Annotated in this window: 16 protein-coding genes and 1 pseudogene; 8 read left to right on the top strand and 9 right to left on the bottom strand. The window is 59.5% G+C overall.

Annotated features, from left to right (window positions below; all coding sequences use genetic code 11):
- Nucleotides 1-62: 62 nt before the first annotated feature.
- Nucleotides 63-1,298 carry a lipoprotein-releasing ABC transporter permease subunit gene (locus tag G5380_RS01145; protein WP_421352232.1) on the bottom strand — a complete coding sequence of 412 codons (1,236 nt, stop codon included), beginning with the start codon at nucleotides 1,296-1,298 and terminating at the stop codon, nucleotides 63-65.
- Nucleotides 1,299-1,374: 76 nt separating this feature from the next.
- On the opposite strand from G5380_RS01145, the gene G5380_RS01140 reads away from it, so the two are divergent.
- Together G5380_RS01140 and mfd are read left to right on the top strand one after the other, a co-directional pair.
- The gene (locus G5380_RS01140) at nucleotides 1,375-1,950 is read left to right on the top strand and encodes a hypothetical protein (protein ID WP_005351323.1); all 576 of its coding nucleotides are present in this window, start codon (nucleotides 1,375-1,377) and stop codon (nucleotides 1,948-1,950) included.
- A 55-nt stretch (nucleotides 1,951-2,005) separates the two neighbouring features.
- The gene (gene mfd, locus G5380_RS01135) at nucleotides 2,006-5,473 is read left to right on the top strand and encodes a transcription-repair coupling factor (protein WP_421352379.1); all 3,468 of its coding nucleotides are present in this window, start codon (nucleotides 2,006-2,008) and stop codon (nucleotides 5,471-5,473) included.
- Nucleotides 5,474-5,718: 245 nt separating this feature from the next.
- Here the strand turns inward: mfd and fbp are convergent, their stop codons facing one another.
- Complete coding sequence (fbp, locus tag G5380_RS01130) at nucleotides 5,719-6,753, bottom strand: class 1 fructose-bisphosphatase (RefSeq protein WP_005336993.1); 1,035 nt, start codon at nucleotides 6,751-6,753, stop codon at nucleotides 5,719-5,721.
- Between the two features lie 382 nt (nucleotides 6,754-7,135).
- Between fbp and G5380_RS01125 the strand changes: the two genes are divergently transcribed.
- Complete coding sequence (locus G5380_RS01125) at nucleotides 7,136-8,752, top strand: peptide ABC transporter substrate-binding protein (RefSeq protein WP_421352231.1); 1,617 nt, start codon at nucleotides 7,136-7,138, stop codon at nucleotides 8,750-8,752.
- 104 nt (nucleotides 8,753-8,856) lie between these two features.
- Here the strand turns inward: G5380_RS01125 and G5380_RS01120 are convergent, their stop codons facing one another.
- The 3 genes from G5380_RS01120 to sixA form a co-directional block, all read right to left on the bottom strand.
- Nucleotides 8,857-9,774: a DMT family transporter gene (locus tag G5380_RS01120; RefSeq protein ID WP_266133916.1), complete on the bottom strand. Its 918-nt coding sequence runs from the start codon at nucleotides 9,772-9,774 to the stop codon at nucleotides 8,857-8,859.
- 164 nt (nucleotides 9,775-9,938) lie between these two features.
- Nucleotides 9,939-10,145 (bottom strand): DUF1107 domain-containing protein, encoded by a 207-nt coding sequence (locus G5380_RS01115; protein ID WP_005336998.1) that lies wholly within the window; start codon nucleotides 10,143-10,145, stop codon nucleotides 9,939-9,941.
- Between the two features lie 133 nt (nucleotides 10,146-10,278).
- A complete protein-coding gene (gene sixA, locus G5380_RS01110) occupies nucleotides 10,279-10,746 on the bottom strand; it encodes a phosphohistidine phosphatase SixA (RefSeq protein ID WP_005351311.1) in 468 nt (155 codons plus the stop codon).
- Nucleotides 10,747-10,908: 162 nt separating this feature from the next.
- Between sixA and G5380_RS01105 the strand changes: the two genes are divergently transcribed.
- Nucleotides 10,909-13,695, top strand: coding sequence for an insulinase family protein (locus G5380_RS01105; protein WP_421352230.1), 2,787 nt, complete (start codon nucleotides 10,909-10,911; stop codon nucleotides 13,693-13,695).
- 332 nt (nucleotides 13,696-14,027) lie between these two features.
- Here G5380_RS01105 and G5380_RS01100 read toward each other — a convergent pair whose 3' ends face one another.
- The 3 genes and pseudogenes from G5380_RS01100 to G5380_RS01090 form a co-directional block, all read right to left on the bottom strand.
- Nucleotides 14,028-14,675: a thiopurine S-methyltransferase gene (locus tag G5380_RS01100; protein WP_421352229.1), complete on the bottom strand. Its 648-nt coding sequence runs from the start codon at nucleotides 14,673-14,675 to the stop codon at nucleotides 14,028-14,030.
- 292 nt (nucleotides 14,676-14,967) lie between these two features.
- A pseudogene (locus G5380_RS01095) lies at nucleotides 14,968-16,338 on the bottom strand (leucine-rich repeat-containing protein kinase family protein).
- Nucleotides 16,339-16,589: 251 nt separating this feature from the next.
- Complete coding sequence (locus G5380_RS01090; RefSeq protein WP_040066426.1) at nucleotides 16,590-17,381, bottom strand: alpha/beta fold hydrolase; 792 nt, start codon at nucleotides 17,379-17,381, stop codon at nucleotides 16,590-16,592.
- A gap of 118 nt (nucleotides 17,382-17,499) precedes the next feature.
- Here G5380_RS01090 and G5380_RS01085 point away from each other — a divergent pair, with 118 nt between their 5' ends.
- The 3 genes from G5380_RS01085 to G5380_RS01075 are packed head-to-tail and all read left to right on the top strand — an operon-like array spanning nucleotide 17,500 to nucleotide 18,761.
- On the top strand, nucleotides 17,500-17,883 hold the full coding sequence (locus tag G5380_RS01085; protein ID WP_421352228.1) for an MmcQ/YjbR family DNA-binding protein: 384 nt from the start codon (nucleotides 17,500-17,502) through the stop codon (nucleotides 17,881-17,883).
- Nucleotides 17,880-18,368, top strand: a complete 489-nt coding sequence (locus tag G5380_RS01080) for a GNAT family N-acetyltransferase (RefSeq protein WP_216948452.1) — start codon at nucleotides 17,880-17,882, stop codon at nucleotides 18,366-18,368. Before G5380_RS01085 ends, G5380_RS01080 begins: the two co-directional genes overlap by 4 nt.
- A 57-nt stretch (nucleotides 18,369-18,425) precedes the next feature.
- Nucleotides 18,426-18,761, top strand: a complete 336-nt coding sequence (locus tag G5380_RS01075) for a DUF3802 family protein (RefSeq protein WP_005333735.1) — start codon at nucleotides 18,426-18,428, stop codon at nucleotides 18,759-18,761.
- A 261-nt stretch (nucleotides 18,762-19,022) separates the two neighbouring features.
- On the opposite strand, the gene msrA is transcribed toward G5380_RS01075, so the two are convergent.
- Nucleotides 19,023-19,655 (bottom strand): peptide-methionine (S)-S-oxide reductase MsrA, encoded by a 633-nt coding sequence (gene msrA, locus G5380_RS01070; protein ID WP_421352227.1) that lies wholly within the window; start codon nucleotides 19,653-19,655, stop codon nucleotides 19,023-19,025.
- Nucleotides 19,656-19,923: 268 nt separating this feature from the next.
- Here msrA and argA point away from each other — a divergent pair, with 268 nt between their 5' ends.
- Entirely contained in the window at nucleotides 19,924-21,252 is a 1,329-nt protein-coding gene (gene argA / locus G5380_RS01065) for an amino-acid N-acetyltransferase (protein WP_005345063.1), read from the top strand.
- The last annotated feature ends 8 nt before the right edge of the window (nucleotides 21,253-21,260 follow it).

Below are 21,260 nucleotides of genomic sequence, written 5' to 3'. Positions count from 1 at the left end.
CAACGCTGGCACCCGCAACTACGGGGGCACCAGTCACAACAGAAGATGTATTATTCACGGCATTACTCATAACGCAGCGCCTCGGCCGGTTTCACCCGCGCAGCGCGGGCCGCCGGATAGAGGGTGGCACTGAAGCTCAGCAGCACGGCGCCCAGCAAGATGGTGATGACCTGAGCCGGCTCGACAATCACCGGCAGGCCACTGCCGCCCGCCGCCATATAGAGGTTGAGCCCCACCGCATTGAGCAGAGGGTTGAGACCCAGGGAGAGCGCAAGGCCTGCCAGTCCGCCAAACAGGGCGCCAATCACCCCGCTGGAGGCGCCAAGCACCATGAAGATTTTAACGATCCCTGATTCACTCATACCCATGGTGCGCAGGATGGCCACTTCGCCCTCCTTGTCCGTCACCACCATCACCAGCGCGGAGAGGATGTTGAAGGTAGCGACGGCGATGATCAGTACCAGCATCAGCCCCATCATCCGTTTTTCCATGGCGACCGCCTGGAACAGCTCGCCCCGCTCGCGGCGCCAATCCTGCCAGACCAATCCGTCAGGCAACGGCGTCTTGATCACCTCATCGGCCGCAAACGGATCATCGAGCCAGAGGCGAATGCCACCGACGGTTTCTGGCGGCAGACGCAGCAGCCGCTGGGCATCCCCCAGCGCGATCAGCGCAATCTGGTTATCCACATCGGCGCCAACCCCGAAGATGCCGGAGACGGTAAAGAGGCGCTGGGCCGGTACCCGGCCAAACGGGGTGAAGCGGGTCCCTTCGGTCAGGATCAGGCGAACCTGATCGCCGATGGAGACATTGAGGCGGCGTGCCACCCCCTGCCCCAGCACGATGCGGTAGTGACCCGCCTGCAGGGTATCGAGGCGCCCCCCCAGCATCTGGCTGTGGAGGATGTCATCCTTGGGCCACTGCGCAGGGTAGATCCCTTGCACGCTCACCCCGGTCAGCTGGCCGGGGCTTTGCAGCATCCCTTCGCTGTCGAGCATGGGGGCCGAGGCGACCACATGGGGTAATTTGGCCAGATCCGGCAAGCCTTGCGGGTCGGCATCAATGCGGCCAGCCTCATTGGTCACCACCACATGGGGGATCACCCCGAGGATGCGCCCTTTGAGCTGCCCTTCGAAACCGTTCATCACCGAAATGACCACCATCAGGGCGGCGACCCCGATGGCGATGCCAAAGGTAGAGAACAGGGAGATAAATGAGACGAAGCGATTGCTGCGCTTCGAGCCTGCATAACGCAGGCCGATGGCCAGCGAAAGGGGCTGAAAAAGTCCGGTCTTCAAGGATATGTACGTTGCCAACAAAATAAGATACCGGATAATAAAGGGAAACCGTCCATGACAACAAGGGATAGCCTCCATGCAGGAACAGTTCTTCAGCGTCACTCATGCCACGCCGGTCAATGTGATCCCCATGCCGGCCGACTTCCACCTCCCCTCGCTGGAGGAGCTGGACGCTGAGCTGCCGGAGCCCTTTCGGATCTCTTCGGCCATTACCTCCATCGATCTGGTGACCACTCGCCTGCTGCGCAACCAGAACGAGTCGATGCACGATCTGATCGAGATCGTCAATCAGCAGTCCCGCAAGATCGACATGATCATGGGCTATGTGCTCTCCCTGCAGGACCATCCGGAGCAGCGCTTTCACACCCTGCGCTTCGGGGCTGGCCAGCTCACCTACCTACACCCCTATCATGATCACGGGGATGCGCCGCACCTGCACCAGATCGTCCGCCTCAAGATCTTCCTGCGGGAAGAGGCGGCCGCCATCTACTGCTATGGCCAGGTCAAACAGCTCGACGGCGGTGAACATGGCACCCATGTGCAGCTCGACTATGTGCGGATCCGCGAAGATGACCGTGAACTGCTGGTTCGAGCCAGCCTCCACGTGCAATCGAAGCAGCTCAAGCTGCGCGCCCAAGAACGCCAGCGCTAACCAGAGCGAACGTCGCGATAGATAACGTCAACGTTAAAAGAATCGAATCATGCCAATGACACTCCCCGCCTTGCCCGCCAAAGCGGGCCAAAAGATCACGCTCGGCCAGCTGGTCGGCAGCAGCCTCTCGCTGATTGCAGCCCGTCTCACCAATGAAGCCAAGGGGCCGGTACTGCTTATCACCGCCGATACCCCGAGCGCCCTGCGCCTGGAGCAGGAGCTTCAGTATTTGCTGGCAGACAAGCAGCTAGCCGATCAGTCCGCCCCCGTATTACTGTTCCCCGATTGGGAGACCCTGCCCTACGACACCTTCTCTCCCCATCAGGACATCATCTCCCAGCGGCTCGAGACTCTCTACAAGCTGCCGCAGATGAACAAGGGGGTGCTGATTGTCCCCATCTCCACCTTGATGTTGCGCTGCGCCCCCCGGGTCTATCTCGACAAATACAGCCTGATGGTGAAGGCCGGTCAGCGCCTCAATCTGCAACAGCTGCGCGGACGCCTGGCCGAGGCGGGTTACGTGGCGGTGGATCAGGTGCTGGAACATGGCGAATTTGCCGCTCGCGGCTCCCTGCTCGATCTCTTCCCCATGGGCAGTAGCAGCCCCTATCGCATCGACTTCTTCGACGATGAAGTGGACTCCATCCGCCCGTTCGATCCCGAGACCCAGCGCTCCAGCGAACCGGTCAAGACTGTCAGCCTGCTACCCGCCCGGGAATACCCTACCGACGAGGCGGCCATCGAACTGTTTCGCGGCCAGTTCCGCGAGCAGTTCGAGCTGTCGCGGGCCGAGGGCTCCGTCTATCAGGAGGTGAGCAAGGGGCGCTGGCCCGCCGGCATCGAGTACTATCTGCCGCTCTTCTTCAACCAGACCGCCAGCCTGTTTGACTACCTGCCGGAAGAGACCCTGCTGCTCACGGTGGGGGATATCTACCCCGCCGCCCAGCGTTTCTGGAACGACATCGGCCAGCGCTATGAAGACAGACGCTGGGACAACACCCGCCCCCTGCTACCCCCAGCCCAGCTCTATCTACCGGTGGAGCAGCTCTTTGCCTCTCTGGGCCAATATGGCGCGGTGCGGCTGCAAGAGGCCGCCACTGCGGGCGATGCAGGTCAGCACGATCTGCCTATCTCGGCGCTGCCGGATCTGCAACTCGATCACAGCAAAGAGCAACCCCTGCTGGCGCTTAACCAGTTCCTCCAAGATTTTGCCGGGCGCACCCTGTTTGCGGTGGAGTCCGAAGGACGGCGGGAGGTGCTCGGCGATCTGCTGGCGCGTATCTCGCTGCAACCTAAAGAGTTCCCCTCCCTCGACGCCTTTATGGCGAGCCCGGATCGCCACGGCCTATTGGTTGCACCGCTTGAACGTGGCTTCCTGTGGCAGGAGGCAGGTCAGGATCCATTGGCGCTGATCACCGAGACCGAACTGCTGGGCGGCAAGGTGCGCAGCAAACGGGCGCGAGAGAAGAGCAAAAACTTAAGCTCCGATGCGGTGATCAGAAACCTGGGCGAGCTGACCCAGGGTCAGCCGGTGGTCCATCTCGATCACGGGGTCGGCCGCTATCTGGGGCTCGAAACCATCGACGCCGGTGGTCTACCCACCGAGTTTTTGACCCTCGAATATGCCGGCGGCGACAAGCTGTTCGTGCCGGTCACCAGTTTGCACCTTATCAGCCGCTACACCGGCTCTGATAACCCACCCAGCCACAAGCTCGGCGGCGAGGCCTGGAGCAAGGCGCGGCGCAAGGCGGCGGAGAAGGTGCGCGATGTGGCAGCCGAGTTGCTGGATGTCTACGCTCATCGCGCCGCTCGCGCCGGTTTTGCCTTCAAGCACGACAAAGAGGCCTATCGCCAGTTTGCCGCCAGCTTCCCGTTCGAGGAGACCGACGATCAGCTCAACGCCATCAATGCGGTGCTGGGGGACATGTGTCAAGCCAAGAGCATGGACCGACTGGTGTGCGGCGACGTGGGTTTCGGCAAGACCGAAGTGGCTATGCGGGCTGCGTTTGTGGCCGTGCATGGCGGCAAACAGGTCGCCGTGCTGGTGCCCACCACCCTGCTGGCGCAACAGCACTACGACAACTTCCGCGACCGCTTCGCCAACTGGCCGGTGCGGGTCGAGGTGCTGAGCCGCTTCCGCTCCACCAAGGAGCAGAGCGCTGTGATGAAAGAGCTGGCGGAGGGCAAAGTGGACATCATCATCGGCACCCACAAGCTGCTCGGCTCCGAACTAACCTTCAAGGATCTGGGACTGCTCATCGTCGATGAGGAGCACAGATTCGGGGTGCGCCAGAAGGAGAAGATCAAGGCATTGCGGGCCGATGTGGATATCCTCACTCTCACCGCTACCCCCATTCCGCGCACCCTCAATATGGCGATGTCGGGCATGCGGGATCTCTCCATCATCGCCACCCCGCCCGCCAAGCGGCTCGCCATCAAGACCTTCGTGCGTCAGCACGAACCGGCGGTGGTGCGCGAGGCGGTGCTGCGGGAATTGAAGCGTGGTGGTCAGGTCTACTACCTGCACAACGACGTCGAGAGCATCGAGAAGTGCGCCGCCGATCTGGCGGAGCTGGTGCCAGAGGCCCGCATCGGCATCGCCCACGGCCAGATGCGCGAACGCGACCTTGAGCGGATCATGTCCGACTTCTACCACCAGCGCTTCAACCTGCTGGTCTGCACCACCATTATCGAGACCGGTATCGACGTACCGAGCGCCAACACCATCATCATGGATCGGGCGGATCATCTCGGTCTGGCCCAACTGCACCAGCTGCGGGGCCGGGTTGGCCGCTCCCACCATCAGGCCTACGCCTACCTGCTCACCCCCCATCCCAAGCTGATGACCAAGGATGCGGCGAAGCGGCTGGAGGCGATCGCCTCGCTCGAAGATCTCGGCGCCGGTTTTGCGCTGGCGACCCACGATCTGGAGATCCGTGGCGCAGGCGAACTGCTCGGCGACGATCAGAGCGGTCAGATCGAATCGGTCGGCTTCACCCTCTACATGGAGATGCTGGAGCAGGCGGTCGAGGCACTGAAAAATGGCAAAGAGCCGTCGCTCGAGCAGCTGATGAGCCAGCACACCGAGGTAGAACTGCGCCTGCCTGCGCTGCTGCCGGATGACTATATTCCGGACGTCAATATGCGCCTCTCCATGTACAAGCGGATCGCCAGCGCGGCGGACGAGCAGGAGCTGCGGGAGCTAAAAGTGGAGCTGATCGACCGCTTTGGCCTCTTGCCGGAGGCGACCAAAACCCTGCTGGAGCTGGCGGCCTTCCGTCAGCGTGCCACCGCCCTTGGCATTCGCCGGGTGGAGATGAGCGAGCGTGGCGGCTATCTCGACTTCACCCAGGAGACCAAGGTCAATCCGGCCTATCTGGTCAAGCTGCTCTCCAGCCAGCCAAGGGTCTACAAGATGGACGGGCCGACCCGGCTGCGCTTCCAGGTACCGACCCAGGATCGCGCCATGCGCCTGAAACTGGTGGATGGTTTGCTGGCTGATCTGGCCAACAACAGTCTGTGAATCTCTGCAACGCTAGCGGCGAGCCAGAGAGAGAATGCCAACTAAAACGGGAGCCAAATTGGCTCCCGTTTTGTTTACGTTGGCTGGTGACTAGCGTCTCCCTTCTCCCCTTGTGGGAGAAGGGTCGGGGATTAGGGGGCAGTGAAAACCATTCCTCTCACCCTGCCCTATCCGTTCAGGAGAGGGAATCGCACCGGTAAATGTTGGGCTTCGCTGCGCTCAGCACCAACCTACACCTCTGACGATCAGCCCTGGTTGGCTGGATCCTCATGGGCGGAGAACTCGCGCATAAAGGCCTCGGCCCGCTCCACCATCTTGGTCGAGCCAACAAAGTAAGGGGTGCGCTGGTGCAGCGCAGTGGGTTGGATATCCATGATCCGGCCAAAACCGTCGGAGGCCTTGCCACCAGCCTGCTCCACCAGAAACGCCATCGGGTTACACTCATAGAGCAGGCGCAGCTTGCCGTTCGGCGAGTTGGTGCCGGACGGATAGATGTAGATGCCGCCCTTGAGCAGGTTGCGATGGAAATCAGAGACCAGGGAGCCGATATAGCGGGAGGTGTAGGGTCTGTGGGTCGCTTCGTCGCGCTCCTGACAATATTTCAGGTACTTCTTCACCCCGTCCGGAAACTTGATGTAGTTGCCTTCGTTGATGGAGTAGATCTTGCCCTCTTCCGGAATGCGGATGTTCTCGTGGGAGAGGCAGAAGCAGCCGATGGAGGGGTCGTAGGTAAAGCCGTTGACGCCAAATCCTGTGGTGTAGACCAGCATGGTGGAGGAGCCGTAGACCACATAACCGGCGGCGACCTGACGGTTGCCCGGTTGGAGGAAGTCCTCCAGCGTCACCGGCGAACCCTGCGGGCTCAAACGGCGGTAGATGGAGAAGATGGTCCCGACCGAGACGTTGACGTCGATATTGGAGGAGCCATCGAGCGGGTCGATCAGCACCACATACTTGGAGTTTTTGGAGAGCGGTGAGTCAAAGGCGACGAAGTCCTCTTCCTCTTCCGAGGCCATGCCGCACACCTCGCCGCGCGCTTCGAGCGCCGCCTTGAAGCGTTCGTTGGCATAAACATCCAGCTTCTGCTGCACCTCGCCCTGTACGTTTTCAGCGCCCATGGAACCGATGATATCCGCCAGTCCCGCCTTGTTGATCTCCCGGTTCACCACCTTGGCAGCAAGGCGGATCGAGCTGAGCAACGAGGTCAGCTCGCCGGTCGCGGTAGGATAATCCGCCTGCTTTTTGACGATGAACTCACCCATGGTGATCATGTTTCGCATTTTTGTTCCTTTAGATCGCATCCGTTGGCATTGAAAACGTTTGCAGGCGTCGGCAAAAAAAATGCCGATCACCGGCGGCCTTGATTTGTAACCTAATGTAACGTCTGTTTTTTGTTTTTGCAGCGAATTAAGCGGCCTATTAAATAAGCTATTTCGCCTCACGTTATGGTAAAAGACGCGTTTCATTCGGTTTCAATCGATAACTTTCGGACCCTTAATTCGTGGCAATAACCTGCGACAAGCCATGAGCTGACTGGCCTTGAGCCATTAAAAATGGAGTCTGATGGGCCTGCCGTTCCCTCAACCATTGCCTCTTGAGATCCGATCGCCAATCCAGCACACTGATTTCGCTTTGGAAGCAAATAAAACTCAAGGATTATCAATGAACAAGACTCTCATTGCCGGCATGGTAGCCGGACTGTTTGCCCTTCCCGCCTGGGCTGCCCAGGTGCCTGCCGGTACCAAGCTGCTGCCGGATGCCCAACAAATCTACGTGACCAATATCGGCACCGAACCTACCACCATCGACCCCCAGCTGGTAGAAGAGACCGCCGGTAGTGCCATCGTCAACGATCTGTTTGAAGGGCTCTACGAGCTGGATAATACCGGCAAGATCAAGCCAGCAGGTGCCATCAGCTACGAGGTCGACAAGACAGGTACCGTCTACACCTTCAAACTGAGGCCCGAGGCCAAGTGGTCAAACGGTGAACCGGTCACCGCCGCCGATTATGTCTACGGCTGGCAACGGGCGGCCGATCCCAAGACTGCCTCCAACTACGCCTGGTTTATCGAGTTGACCGGTGTGGTCAATGCAAGCGAGGTGACCCACGGCAAGAAGAGCCCGTCAGAGCTCGGGATCAAAGCGCTCGATGACCACACCCTGCAGGTCACCCTGAAAAATCCGGTCCCCTTCTTCCTGAAGACGCTGGCCCACTACACCACGTTCCCGGCCCCCAAAGACACCATTGAAAAATTCGGCAAGGATTGGGTCAAACCGGGCAATATCGTCTCCAACGGTGCCTTTGTACTCAAGGAGTGGACCCCCAACGAGCGGCTAAGTGCCGAGCGCAATACCCACTACTGGAACAACCAGCACACCGTCCTGAACAAGGTGATCTATCTGGAGATCGTCTCCGAAACCGCCGCCTACAACCGCTATCGCACCGGTGAACTGCACTACACCCCTTATCCGTTGGAGCAGTACAAGCAGCTCAAGAGCAAGAGCCCGGAAGAACTGGTCAGCGTCCCCACGCTGGCCAGCTATTACTATGTCTTCAATACCCAGCGCAAACCGTTCGATGACCCGAAAGTACGCAAGGCGCTTTCGCTCGCCATCGACCGGGAGACCATCACCGACAAGATCCTGGGACAGGGACAAATTGCCGCATATAGCTTCACGCCCCCCATTGTGGACGGTTTTGAATTGAAAAAACCGGCCAGCCAGCTGCAGAGCAAAGAGGAGCGGATCAAGCAAGCCAAAGCCCTGTTGGCCGAAGCGGGCTATGGCCCGGACAAGCCACTCACAGTGGACATTCTCTACAACACCAACGAGAGCCACAAAAAGATTGCGCTGGCCGTCTCCTCCATGTGGAAACACAACCTAGGGGTCACTGCCACCCTCAACAACATGGAGTGGAAGACCATGGTCTCGGCGCTGAACGAGGGGGATTTCGGGGTTAGCCGCTATGGCTGGAACGGGGATTATAACGACGCCTCCACCTTTCTCGACATCATGACCTCCAGCAGCAGCGCCAACAGCGGCAAGTGGTTCAACAAGGAGTACGACGCCCTGCTGGCCAAGGCCCACGACTCGCTGGATCCCGCTGAACGCAATGCCCTGTATCAGCAGGCAGAGGCGCTCATTGATGCGGATGCCCCCATCGCCCCCATCTATTTCTCGGTCAAATCAAGGTTGCTCAAACCTTTCGTGAAAGGCTATCCCCACCTTAACCCGCAGGATGTGGTCTACAGCAAGGAGCTCTATCTGGTTGCCCAGTAACCGGCTCGGCAAGATGTGACCATAAAAAAGCGCCGGCATTGCTGCAGGCGCTTTTCATTGGCGGCCAAGCGGGCCATTGGGCCCATCTACGCTTTCACGCAAGATTACTCTTCGGGACAAGGAGCCAACACCTCCCGGCGACGACCCATCACCACCGGACGCACCAGCAACTGAGCCAGCAAAACCCCCAGCAGAGTCAGACCGCCCCCGATCAGGTGATAGCTGGTCAGCCGCTCTCCCAGCAGGGTGATGGCAAGGCCAGCCGTCATCACTGGCAGCAGATTCATAAAGATGGCGGTACGATTGGCACCAAGCAGGGTGATCCCCTGCATCCAGAGCCAGGGACAGAGGGCCGACGCGGGGATCCCCGCATAGAAGATCAGCCAGATCGCACGCCCCTCTGGCAGCTGACCATCCACCAGCAGAAAGAAGGGGGTCAGGATCAGCACACTGCAGAGCACCTGACCGTAGAGCAGCGACCAGTTGTCGAGCCCCAAATCCCACTTCTTGAGCAGCACGCTATAAAGGGCATAAGTGCCCGCCGAGAGCAGCATGTAGACAGAGCCGATATGAATACCCTGGGTAAACAGTCGGGTCGGATCCCCCTGCCCCAGCAAGATAGACAAGCCAAAGATGGAGAGCAGCGCCCCCAGCACGGCGCCCCAGGTGGGCCGCTCACGCAGCAGCCAGATGCTGAGTAACACGGTCAACAGTGGCGTCAGCCCCATCATCAATCCCATCTCGGTGGCCCCCATGGTCTGTGCGGCGTAGTACCCAAAGGTCTGATTAAGCACCATGCCCAGCGAGGCCAGCATGGCGATCTGCCAAAGGCCGGCACGAATGCGGGCACGCGCACGCCATACTCGACGGGCCAGAAACGGACTTAATACCAGCGCAGCCACCACCCAGCGCGACCAGGCCAAGGCTGCCGGGGACAACACACCAACCGCCAGTTTGCTGACGATGCCATTGCCAGCCCAAATGGCAATGCAGGAGAAAGGAAACAGAAAGGCAAAGGGCATGAGAGGATCCAGACCGAAGAGACAACAGCGGGCCAGTATAGGGGGCGATGGAAGATAAACAAAGGTGTGGGCCTGAACAGCCACATGGTGAACGCCAGTAGCCAGAAACAAATATGCCCGCAAAAGTGCGGGCATATCAGTGCAGAAACAGGTTCAGAAGCGCATCACGCGGCATCCATGTGCAGTCTGGAGATCAGCTCGTTGACCTCGGTGACTGTCTGGCGATGGGGAATATCCGCCGGATTCGGCATCAGCAACAAACCGGATTGGAAATCAAACCGCCCCCGACCATGAATGTAAATCCGACCTTTAAAGAAGGTTTTGACATGCTTTGCCACCATCAGTGGCAGGTACTTCTTGAACACTCTCATCGTTTGCAACCTCTTGCAGTTGTATCCGTATGACAGCAGCTTCTGCGAATTAATTCCGTAAAATATTTATAAAAATCCGGAAAACTCGCCCATCTCTTCCCAAAAAATTCAATCTATAACTTTTTATTAACTTTTAGCCTATTGTATGCGGCCCTTCGAGCCAGAGCAAGGCTCCTTTGCCATCGTGCCACTCGATACAGGCGATCCCCGAGGTGGCAAACATGGGTGCTCCTGCGGCCGGACAGAGGCTTTGCACCAGATAACCCACTAGCGGCAGATGGCTGACCATCAGGATCTGGTCATGTTGCTGCGCCAAAGTGGTAAGGTAGCTGGCCACGAAAGCGGGATCACCGTAAGGGGTAATGTCGCCACTCTCTTCAACGGCTGCTGCGTCAGGCAATTCACTGCATATGGCTTGCCAGGTCTGGCGTGCCCGCAGATAGTTGCTGTGGATCACCCGATCCAGCGGGCCAATCAGCTGAGGCGCCAGCCAGCGGGCCATCTGGATAGACTCTTCAATACCCTGCTCGGTCAATGGACGCTGTTCATCTGTTTTCGCATTCATGCCAGCCTGGCCATGACGCATGATATAGATCTTCATTACAACCTCGCCCAACGGGCCTGTTTTGATAGCCGGGGGATCTTACCCCGCCACGGGTGTGGAAACAATTGCGCTACCTCTCAGAAAAGGGTTTGCCTGACGGTATAGCGGGGTCGATAATCATGTTTAAATTCAAATAAATCCAACGTGAGTCACACGCCAATGAGCCCATATGCCAGTCCCAATGACCATCGGCAATACCATTTTCTGGAGCTGGCCAACCGGCTCAGGGTCTTGTTGATTTGTGATCCCGACACCGACAAATCCGCCGCCTCACTGGCGGTCAATACCGGCCATTTTGACGATCCCGCTGACCGGCAGGGAATGGCCCATTTTCTGGAGCACATGCTGTTTCTCGGCACCTGCACCTACCCCAAGCCTGGTGAGTACCAGCAATTTATGAGCCGTCATGGCGGCAGCAACAACGCCTGGACCGGCACCGAGTTCACCAACTTCTTCTTCGAGATCGACAACGGCTTCTTCGAAGCAGGGCTGGATCGCTTCTCCCAGTTCTTTATCTGCCCCACCTTTGATCCGGAGTGGGTGGACAAGGAGCGCAACGCGGTCGACTCCGAGTATCGCCTCAAGCTGCAGGACGACATGCGCCGCAGCTATCAGGTGCATAAAGAGACGGTCAACCCGGCGCACCCCTTCTCCAAGTTCTCGGTAGGCAACCTCGATACCCTGGCCGATCTGCCGGGACGGGATCTGCGCTCCGACCTTATCCGTTTTTACGAAAGCCACTACAGCGCGGATCGCATGGCGCTGGTGATGATCTCGCCGGAATCCATCGATACCCAATTGCAGTGGTGCTGTCGCTACTTTGCTCCCATTTTGAATCGCAATTTGGGAACCCCGACCCTCACCATGCCGCTCTACCGACTCGACGATCTCGGCGTGCGCATCCACATCAATCCGGTCAAGGAGACCCGCAAGCTGTCGCTCTGCTTCCCCCTGCCCAATGTGGACGAGTTTTACGACAAAAAGCCCCTCACCTTCCTGAGCCATCTGATTGGCTACGAGGGGGATGGCAGCCTGCTCTCCCTGCTCAAGGCGAAAGGCTGGGTCAATCAGCTCTCGGCGGGCGGTGGCATCAGCGGCGCCAACTTCAAGGATTTTGGCGTCAACTTCGGCCTCACCCCTCTGGGCCTTGAGCATGTGGACGACATCCTCGCCGCCCTGTTTGGCTATCTGAAACTGATTGGCCGCGAAGGGCTGCAGAGCTGGCGCTATGACGAAAAACGGACCGTGCTCGACTCGGCGTTCCGCTTTCAGGAGCGCGGCCGCCCCCTCGATACGGTGTCGGGGCTGGTGCTCAACATCTTTAGCTACCAGCCTGAGGATCTGCTCTACGGCGACTACATGATGCGCGAATATGACGAGGGGCTGATCCGCCGCTTCCTCGCCAAGCTCACCCCGCACAACCTGCGTATCACCATCACTGCGCCGGAAGTGGCAACCGATCGGCTGGCCCGCTGGTATCAGACCCCCTACAGCGTGGCAACCATTACCGAGGCCGAGAAAATTCGCTGGCAGCAGAGCGAACCGGATCCGGCGCTGGCGCTACCCAAGCCCAACCCCTTTATCAGCAGTAGGCTCGATCCGCGCACGCCAGAGCTTGCCGCCGACATGCCCGCCTGCCTTATCGATCGCCCCGGTTTTCGCCTCTGGCACCTCCATGAGCACCTGTTCAGCGTGCCCAAGGGCAATCTTTATATCTCCATCGACAGCGAACATGCGGTCAAAAATCCGCGTAATATCGCCATGGCGCGCCTCGCCGTGGAGCTGTTGGCAGACCACCTCAACGCCCTCACCTATCCGGCGGAGCTGGCGGGGCTGGGCTACCAGATCTATGCCCATCAGGGGGGCTTTACCATCAACCTGAGCGGTTTTGCCGACAAGCAGCCGCTGTTGCTCGACATGATCCTCGGCAACCGCACGCTGGGGTATCCGGATCCGGGCCGCTTCGCCGAGATCAAAGAGCAGCTCATTCGCAACTGGGACAACCAGTCCAAGGCTCGCCCCATCTCCCAACTCTTTAACCAGCTCACCAGTTTGCTGCAACCCAACAACCCGCCGTTCGAGCAGTTGCTGCGCCACCTGCGCACCGTCGAGCTGGAAGAGATGCCCGGCTTCGTGGCACAGCTGTTTGGCGAGGTGCATGTCGAGGCGCTGGTGCATGGCGACTGGACTGCCGCCGAAGCACTGGAGCTGGCCGCCCTGATGGAGCGCCACCTGAGCGACATCAATGGCACCAGCAGCAAGCCGAGCTGCGAGACACGCCGCCCGCTCATATCCATTCAGGACAGGGGCACCCTTATTCGCGAGCAGGGTTGCGATCACGAGGACTCGGCACTGCTGGTCTACTACCAGTCCCGCACCACCCGGGCGCGGGATCTCGCCTGCTTTACCCTGGCGAACCACATCATGTCCTCCACCTTCTTCCACGAGCTGCGCACCCGCCAGCAACTGGGGTATGTGGTGGGCGCTGGCAACCTGCCCCTCAATCGCCACCCGGGGCTGATCTTCTATATCCAGTCGCCGGTGGCGGGACCGCAGATCCTGCTCGATGCGGTGGAGGAGTTTATCGACCTCTTCCCACTGGCCATGCTCGAATTCACCGAACAGCAGTGGCAGGAGAGCAAGGCGGGGCTGCAAGCCCAGCTGAGCGAGCGGGATGCCAACCTGCGCAGTCGCGGCCAGCGGCTGTGGGTCAGCATCGGCAACAAGGATCTGGGGTTCGATCAGCGGGAGCGGGTCTGCGACGAGGTGGGCAAGTTGAGCCGCGCCGATCTGGTGCGCTTTATCACCCAACTGCGTTCGCGCACCTCCGATCGGCTGATCCTCTGCAGCTATGGTCAGGGGCACGAACATGACGAGCGGATCACCGGCCAGTTTATCGACGATCCACGGGCATTTCGGCTCAATGCCGCCACCTTCGAGGCCTGATCAGGCCTCGACATCCCCCGTTTTTCCATTCCCACGGCATATCGCAGGCAATAAAAAGCCGACCCATCAGGGTCGGCTGGAAAAACCATAACAATTGCGACCAAAGCCGCCAAAAGTGAACATGAGCGTGAAAATCAGACACTGAGTTGCTGATCAGCAAGCGGGAAAGACCCAATACTCGCTTTGCAATGCCAACAGTGATTGAGAAACAGCCTCATATTAGGCACTCCCCCCGCCAGTCACGTTGATCTACGTCAAAGGAGGTAGCGAAGAGCGCGTAGCCCGATGATTTGTCGGCGCAGATCACCCTTTGGCCGCTCGTTAGCTGCCCGTTAACCCCGGCGAACCAGCCGGTAGGCCACCTCATCGAAGTAGGAGAGCTGACCCGACAGTACCCGCGGGTGATCCACTTCGGCAGCGCGCCCCAGCACCTCGATACGAAAGTCCCGTTCGAACAGGGCTCGCACCTCCATCTCACCCACCGAGAAGGGGGGCTGACTCTGCTGCTCAGGCTGATATTCGAGGGTCACCAGCAGGATCTGGCCACCGGTCTCGACCAGCGAACTGATCAGGGCTGCATACTGGCGACGCATCGCGGTCGGCAGGGCGATCAGCGCCGCGCGATCATAGACCAGCCGGTAACGGCGACCCAGACTGGGGGCGGCGAAAAAATCCCCCTGAAAAATGCGCAGGCTGTCCACTTGATGGCACTGATAAGGGCCCACTTCGCTGACGGTAGCGGCGAGCTGGTTTTCACTGAAGAACTGGCTGACGGCAAGGCTCGATAGCTCGAAACCGTCGACCGGATGGCCCTGAGCGCTCAGCCAGAGCATGTCGCGGGACTTGCCGCACAGGGGAACCAGCACCGGCTCGTCCGCTTGCTGGGCCGACCACCAGGATTGCAGCCAGTGGTTTAAGTCCGCCTGATGAAAGCCAATCCGGTTCTCTTCCCAACGTTGATGCCAAAACGCAGCTTCCATCGTTATTACCCTTCTGTACTAAAGATGCCTCAATATCACAACTTAACCGGCACCGCGCAACCCTCTCCCCTCCCCCTTTTTGCCGCGCAGCCTCTGCGTGTTATCGGGCGAATGACGGGACGTCCCCATGCCCTGCGCCTCGCTGTCGCAATGGGCGCTATTGGCTGCGTTTATGACGGACAAGACATACCAACCCATGCAAAAACGTCATGGGTGTATGGCGATGAAGGAATGAAAGGAATGAAAGGAATGACGTTGGCAGGCCAAAACGTGCCCGCCAACGCCAGAAAGATCACGACAGCGTGGCGCGAGCGGCCGCCAGCTGGCGCTCGATATAAGCAAAATCGGGACGATCGGCGGGGAGTTCCGAGAGGCAGGCCGCTTTGAGCTGATGCAACCCATCAAGCGGTGAGTCTTGCGTATCGCAATGGGCCAACAACTCTTCAAGCAGGCAACCAAAGGCACGCACTTCCAAACGCTCAAGTCCTACGGCCCGCTCGCGGTCGCTGCGCTCATATAAGGAAGCCGCACCAAAATCCCCCAGCAGAGCGCGAGCCGGGGCGTCAAACCCACGGGCAAACAGAATATTGTGGCCGTAGAGGTCCCCGTGCATGATGCCCGCGCGGTGCAGATGGCCCGCTACCGAGGCAATGCCGTGGGCCATCGCCAGCGCATCCGGCATACTCAGATGCAGCTCCTCTGGATAGACATCCCGGGTGCAGGAGTCTAGGCTCGGCGGCCCGGCCAGATTGGCAAAGGCCGGGTCGATCAGCTCCATCACCAGCGCCGGAATGCCGGAGGGGTGATCCGCCACCTTGCCTATCACCTTGATAAGGTTGGGATGAGTGCCCGCCGCCAGCGACGCCGCCATCTCGCAGCGGGGCAGCCCGTCACTGGTCACCGCCCCCTTGAACAACTTGACCGCCACCTGACTATCATCGCCTCTATCGCTCGCCTGAGTCACTTCATCAGCAGTATTACCCACAAGGGTGGCGCGATGGATAACGCCAGATGCTCCCTGCCCCAGCAACTCGCCCAGCGCCAGCGTCTCCCAGGCAATGGGCGCGACATGGGCATCATCGATGGCCCGCGCCTCCTCCCCTTCGCTAAAGGGGTTGCCTGAGTAGGCAAGCCAGGAAAGGCGCGGCAGCGAGAGCAGCCACTCGGGGAAGCGTTCGATGCGGTTGGCGGCGATGCGCAGCAGCTCCAGCTTGCGGCAGTTGGCAAGGCTGGCCGGCAGCTCGCGCAGGCGGTTGCCCGCCAGCATCAGCTTTTGCAGGGCGTCGCACTGGCCCAGCTCATCAGGCAACTGTTCCACTGCGTTGTCGGTCAGGATCAGCCAGCGCAAACCGGCGGGCAGCGCCTTGGCCGAGACGGTAGCAATCCGGTTGACCTTAAAGCCCAGCATGGTGAGCGCCGGGCAACGCCCCAGCACCTCGGGCAGCTCGGTAAAGCGGTTCTCGGAGCAGAAGATAATGCGCAGTTTGCCAAACTCGGCCAGCTCGTCGGGGAGCGTGCTTAGCTAGTTGCCGGTCAAATCCAGCACCTCCAGCGTCTCTTTCAGGCTCAAAATCTCGGTGGGGAACTCCGTCAGGTTTTCACAAAGCTTCAGATGGCGGGCACCGCACAGTTCACCCGCACGCAGCTGTTCCAGAGTATGCATAACCGTTTCTCAATCCTGATAATCTGCCTGATGACGTAGCCAGCCATCAGCGCGCGCCGAACCGGGGTCCGGCGGTTTTAAAGGGGGGCATTATAAAGAATCAGGGGGGCAGATCACCCCTTGTAGCTTGAAAGTATGCGGCTTATACGATCGCCAAGACAGCGGCATCTATTGCACGTTGGCAGCGCTTTGCTCGCGGCCAGCTTGCAATGCCGCTGTAGCATGACCTGAATGCACAGCGTAATGAATCCTTATTTCCGTCCGCTCCCCAGCGATTGAATAAATGCCAGCGTACGGCGATTAAACTGCTCCGGCTGCTCCACATTGCAGACATGGCCGCACTGTTCAATAACCGCCAGCGAGGAGCTGGCATCGCGGGCCACCTGTTCGCGCACCGGTGCCAAAAACATATGATCCTCCTCCCCCATCACATAGAGGGTGGGAATGGGCAGGGAGCGTTCGCGAAAATAACGCATCAGCGGGTTGACCTCGGTGGCGAGGCGGAACCAGCGCTTGAACTCTTTCTGGCAGAGCTTGCGGGCCTCGCGCACAAAGAGGTTGCGCGACTCCTGATGGTGCTGGCGCGGCATGATGATGAAGGCAAACAGCCGGTAGAGCCACATATAGGGCAGGAAGTGCTGGCCGAGTCGGCCCAGTTGCACCAGCACCCGCGAGCGGATATCGAGCCGCAGGATGGCGCCGCCCAGTACCATGCTCTTGACCCGCTCCGGGCAGAGCTCGGCCAGATGGCGAATAAGGATGGTGCCAAGGGAGATGCCGACAAAGTGGGCGCGGCGGATATCGAGATGATCGAGCAGTCGAACGATATCTTCGGTCACTTCCCGAAAGCTGTAGTGGCCCTTGACCACCTGTTGCAGCTGGTGGGATTGGCCGTGGCCGCGCAAATCCAGCAGCAACACGTTGAAGTGTTCGCGATAGGCGCGCAGCTGCTTGAACCAGATGGAGGAGCTGCCACCGGCGCCGTGGACAAACACCACCCAATCCCGCTCGGGACCCAGTTCGAAAGTCTTGTGATACAACATCCTATAGGCTCCCTTGGTGATGGGGGGTATACTCGGCTGCGCGCATATTAACAGAACAGGCCCGCCGATAGATATGCGCCTGACATGACCCGGATCACCCCTTGCGCGAGAACTTTCCATGGATTTGACCCGTTTGCGCCACTTTCTGCTGACCCTGCCGGGCGCCATCGAAGATACCCCGTTTGGCCCGGAGATCCTGGTCTACCGCATCGCGGGGAAGATGTTCGCGCTGGTGGATTGGCAGGCCGAGCCGCTTACCATCAACCTCAAGTGCGAGCCCGAGCTGGCGTTGCTGCTGCGCGAGATCCACCCCGAGGTCAAACCGGGCTGGCATATGAACAAGCAACACTGGAACACAGTGACCCTGAACAGCACCTTGCCGGATGATCTGTGGCAAGGCTGGGTGCACCACTCCTATGAGCGGGTTGTCGCGGGTCTGCCCAAAGCCAAACGGCCACAGGCGCCGCGCCCCCTCTCCCCCACTGACGATCCAACCTTATGACCCCAGCACTTAATCCAGCACTTTGTATTGTCCCCCTTGGCGAGGCACATATCCCCGCTCTCGTGACCCTGTTTGAGCAGGCGGTGCGACGCTGCGGCCCCGAGCACTACAGCGCCGAGCAGGTGGAGCAGTGGGCCCTCGGCTCACAACATCCGGGCTTTGTCAGCCAGCTGCGCGAGCACCACGGCTGGGTGGCGGAGCAGGCAAATGTGCCTCTCGGATTTGTCACTCTGAGCCCCGATGGTCACCTCAGCCTGCTCTATGTGAGCGCCGACCATCAGCGCCAGGGACTGGGCAATCTGCTGCTCACCACGGCGCTCGCGGGGGCCCGAGGGCTCGGTATGACCCTCATCACCACCGAGGCCAGCGCCTTCAGTTATGAGCTATTTTTACGACATGGCTTTACGTTGACCGGGCTGGAGTGCGTGGAGCGGGGCGGAGTCAGTTTTACTCGCCATCGCCTGCACTGCTGCTTGCCAAGCTAGGGCAAGCCACTAAAATACGCTTAATTTTCGTATTGTTACTGTATTGAGGCAGCAACCATGGTGGTAGAAAGTGAAGGCTATATCTCGCTGATCGAGTATCTGGTGGAGAGTTTGGGATTGTTTGAATCCCAGCAGCAGAACGATGGTGAAGAGACCATCGAAGATCTGGTCAGTGGTCGTGTTGCCAGCAACCTGATGGCCATTTGCGAGCAAAACCCCCAGCTCGATCCCAAGGTGCGTTTCGCCATCATGCAGGAGGCCGACGCCGTGGTCGCCGATCTGGAAGAGGTGCTCTCTGCCGTCTGGCTGCGCGCCCCGACCCCGGAACAGAAAACCTTCCTCATCGAATTTATCGATCTCATCAAGAACCTGTTCGACAGCGCCATCGGCTGATCTGCCGTCCGGCTCTCCCGCCCAACGCAAGATTTCAAAGCAGCAGATAAGGAAAAGGGCCGCCTTGGTGGGCAGCCCTGCTTGCTATCATTTTCAACCCGCCAGTGCGTTCATTCATCAGGCGGTTATCAAGGCAAGAAATGTGTCTGGACTTTGCATCCGATCCCTGGACGCTACCTAGTTAGTCCCGACTGGTCGCAATAAGTTCCCCCCTCAGACCATTTATTTTCACTTTTATTAAGAAATCGACTACAAACCTGTTCAGCGGTTCAGGCTGGGCGGCAAGCAGACTCCAATGCCACCCAATCCGCAGTAGCCATCCGGGTTTTTCTCCAGATATTGCTGATGGTAATCCTCGGCGTAATAGAAGGGTGCCAGCGGCAGAATGCGGGTGGTGATGGCACGGCTGTCGCCGCTTGCCGCCATCGCCTGCTGGTAGGCCGCCATGCTCTGCTGGGCAATGATCTGCTGGCTCTCGTCGCCATAGAAGATCACCGAGCGATACTGGGTGCCAATATCCCCGCCCTGACGCATCCCCTGCGCCGGATCGTGCTGCTCCCAGAACAGTCTGAGCAGGTCGCCGTAGCTGATCACCGCCGGATCAAACACCACCTGCACCGTCTCGGCATGGCCGGTCAGCCCGCTGCACACCTCTTTGTAGGTGGGATTCTGGGTCACGCCGCCCTGATAACCTGCCGCGGTGGAGTAGACGCCCGGCTGCTGCCAGAACAGGCGCTCCACGCCCCAGAAACAGCCCATGCCAAACCAGGCCACCGCCATCCCTTCCGGCCAGGGGCCCTGGGTCGGGTTGCCGTTCACCGCATGCTGCTGACCAATCACCATCGCTTCGCGTCGTCCCGGCAGGGCCTCTGCCGGTGAAATAATCTGTTCCATGAATTCTGTCCTTGTATAAAACCCTGTGAAATCACACAGCTGACGAAAAGGAGCATCGAAGATAGCAGTTTATCGCGCCGGATCAACTGGCGGGCCCCTCACCGCTCGCTCCGGCGGCTATCTGCACCGTCCGTCACCCTTTCACAATCCGCACGGCCAAGCCGCCCCTCGTAGACCAGAAACGGCCAAAATCAATATTTAGTCTTGATTTGTGAATTAATTTTCATATATTGAGCCAATCGCTGTTTTTTTATGGAAGAAATATCAAGTGCGTGAACGCGAACCCAGTCTGGTCAATGCCTTCCGGCAATCCACCCCCTATGTCAATGTGCATCGGGGTGCCACCTTTGTGCTGATGATGGGGGGAGAAGCCATCTGCCACCCCAATTTCGCCAATATCGTCAGCGATATCGCCCTGCTGCAGACACTGGGCATACGCCTGGTGCTGGTGTTTGGTTCACGTCCGCAAAACGATGAAGCGCTGGCCCGCGCCGGTATCGAGGCCCAGTATCACAAGCGGATCCGGGTCACCGATGACGAGAGTTTCACCATCATCAAACAGGTGTGTGGCGGCCTGCAATATGACATCACCGCCCAGCTCTCCATGGGGCTCGCCAACACACCCATGCAGGGGGCGCGGATCAGTGTGGTGAGCGGCAACTTCGTCACTGCCCAGCCACTGGGGGTGGATGATGGCATCGACTTTTGCCACAGCGGCCGGGTGCGCCGCATCGACGTGGAGGGGATCACCCGCCAGCTCGATCAGAAGAGTCTGGTGCTCATCTCCCCCATCGGCTGCTCGGTCACCGGCGAGAGCTTTAACCTGAGCTCCGAAGAGGTGGCCCGCCGGGTGGCGGTCGATCTCAAGGCAGACAAGCTCATCTGCTTTAGCAGCACCCAGGGGGTGATGGACAGGCGCGGCGAAGCCATCTCCGAGCTCTTCCCCGAGCAGGCCGAAGAGCTGCTGGTGGAGCTGGAGCAGGCAGGGGAAGAGATGTCCGGCACAGCACGCTATCTGCGCGCGGCCATTGCCTCCTGCCGCGGCGGGGTGCCCCGCTCCCATCTGGTGAGCTATCAGGATGATGGCGCCATGTTGCAGGAGCTGTTCAGTCGCGATGGCCTCGGCACCCAGATCGTGCGGGAAAGTGCCGAGCAGGCCCGCGCCGCCACCATCGAGGATATCGGCGGCATTCTGGATCTCATTCGCCCGCTGGAGGAGGAAGGCATTCTGGTGCGCCGCTCCCGCGAGCAGCTGGAGATGGAGATCGACAAGTTCACCATCATCGAGCGCGATGGCCTCATCATCGGCTGCGCGGCCCTCTACTGCTTTATGGAAGAGGCGATGGCGGAGATGGCCTGCGTCGCCATCCACCCCGACTATCGCAACTCCAACCGGGGGGATCAGCTGGTGGCCAAGGTGGCCGAGCGGGCCAAACGGCTTGGCATTCGCCGTCTGTTCGTGCTCACCACCCGCTCCATCCACTGGTTCCGGGAGCGGGGCTTCGATCCGCTGGAAGTGGAAGATCTGCCGGTGGCGCGCCAGCGTCTCTACAACTGGCAGCGTCGTTCCAAGGTTTTGTCAAAGACCATTGCCTAAGCCATTGA

The organism is Aeromonas sp. 604443 (genome assembly GCF_049170315.1).
Taxonomy (GTDB): Bacteria; Pseudomonadota; Gammaproteobacteria; order Enterobacterales; family Aeromonadaceae; genus Aeromonas; species Aeromonas veronii_A.
The sequence above is the reverse complement of the archived record's forward strand: the minus strand, read 5'-3'. Positions and strand labels throughout refer to the sequence as shown.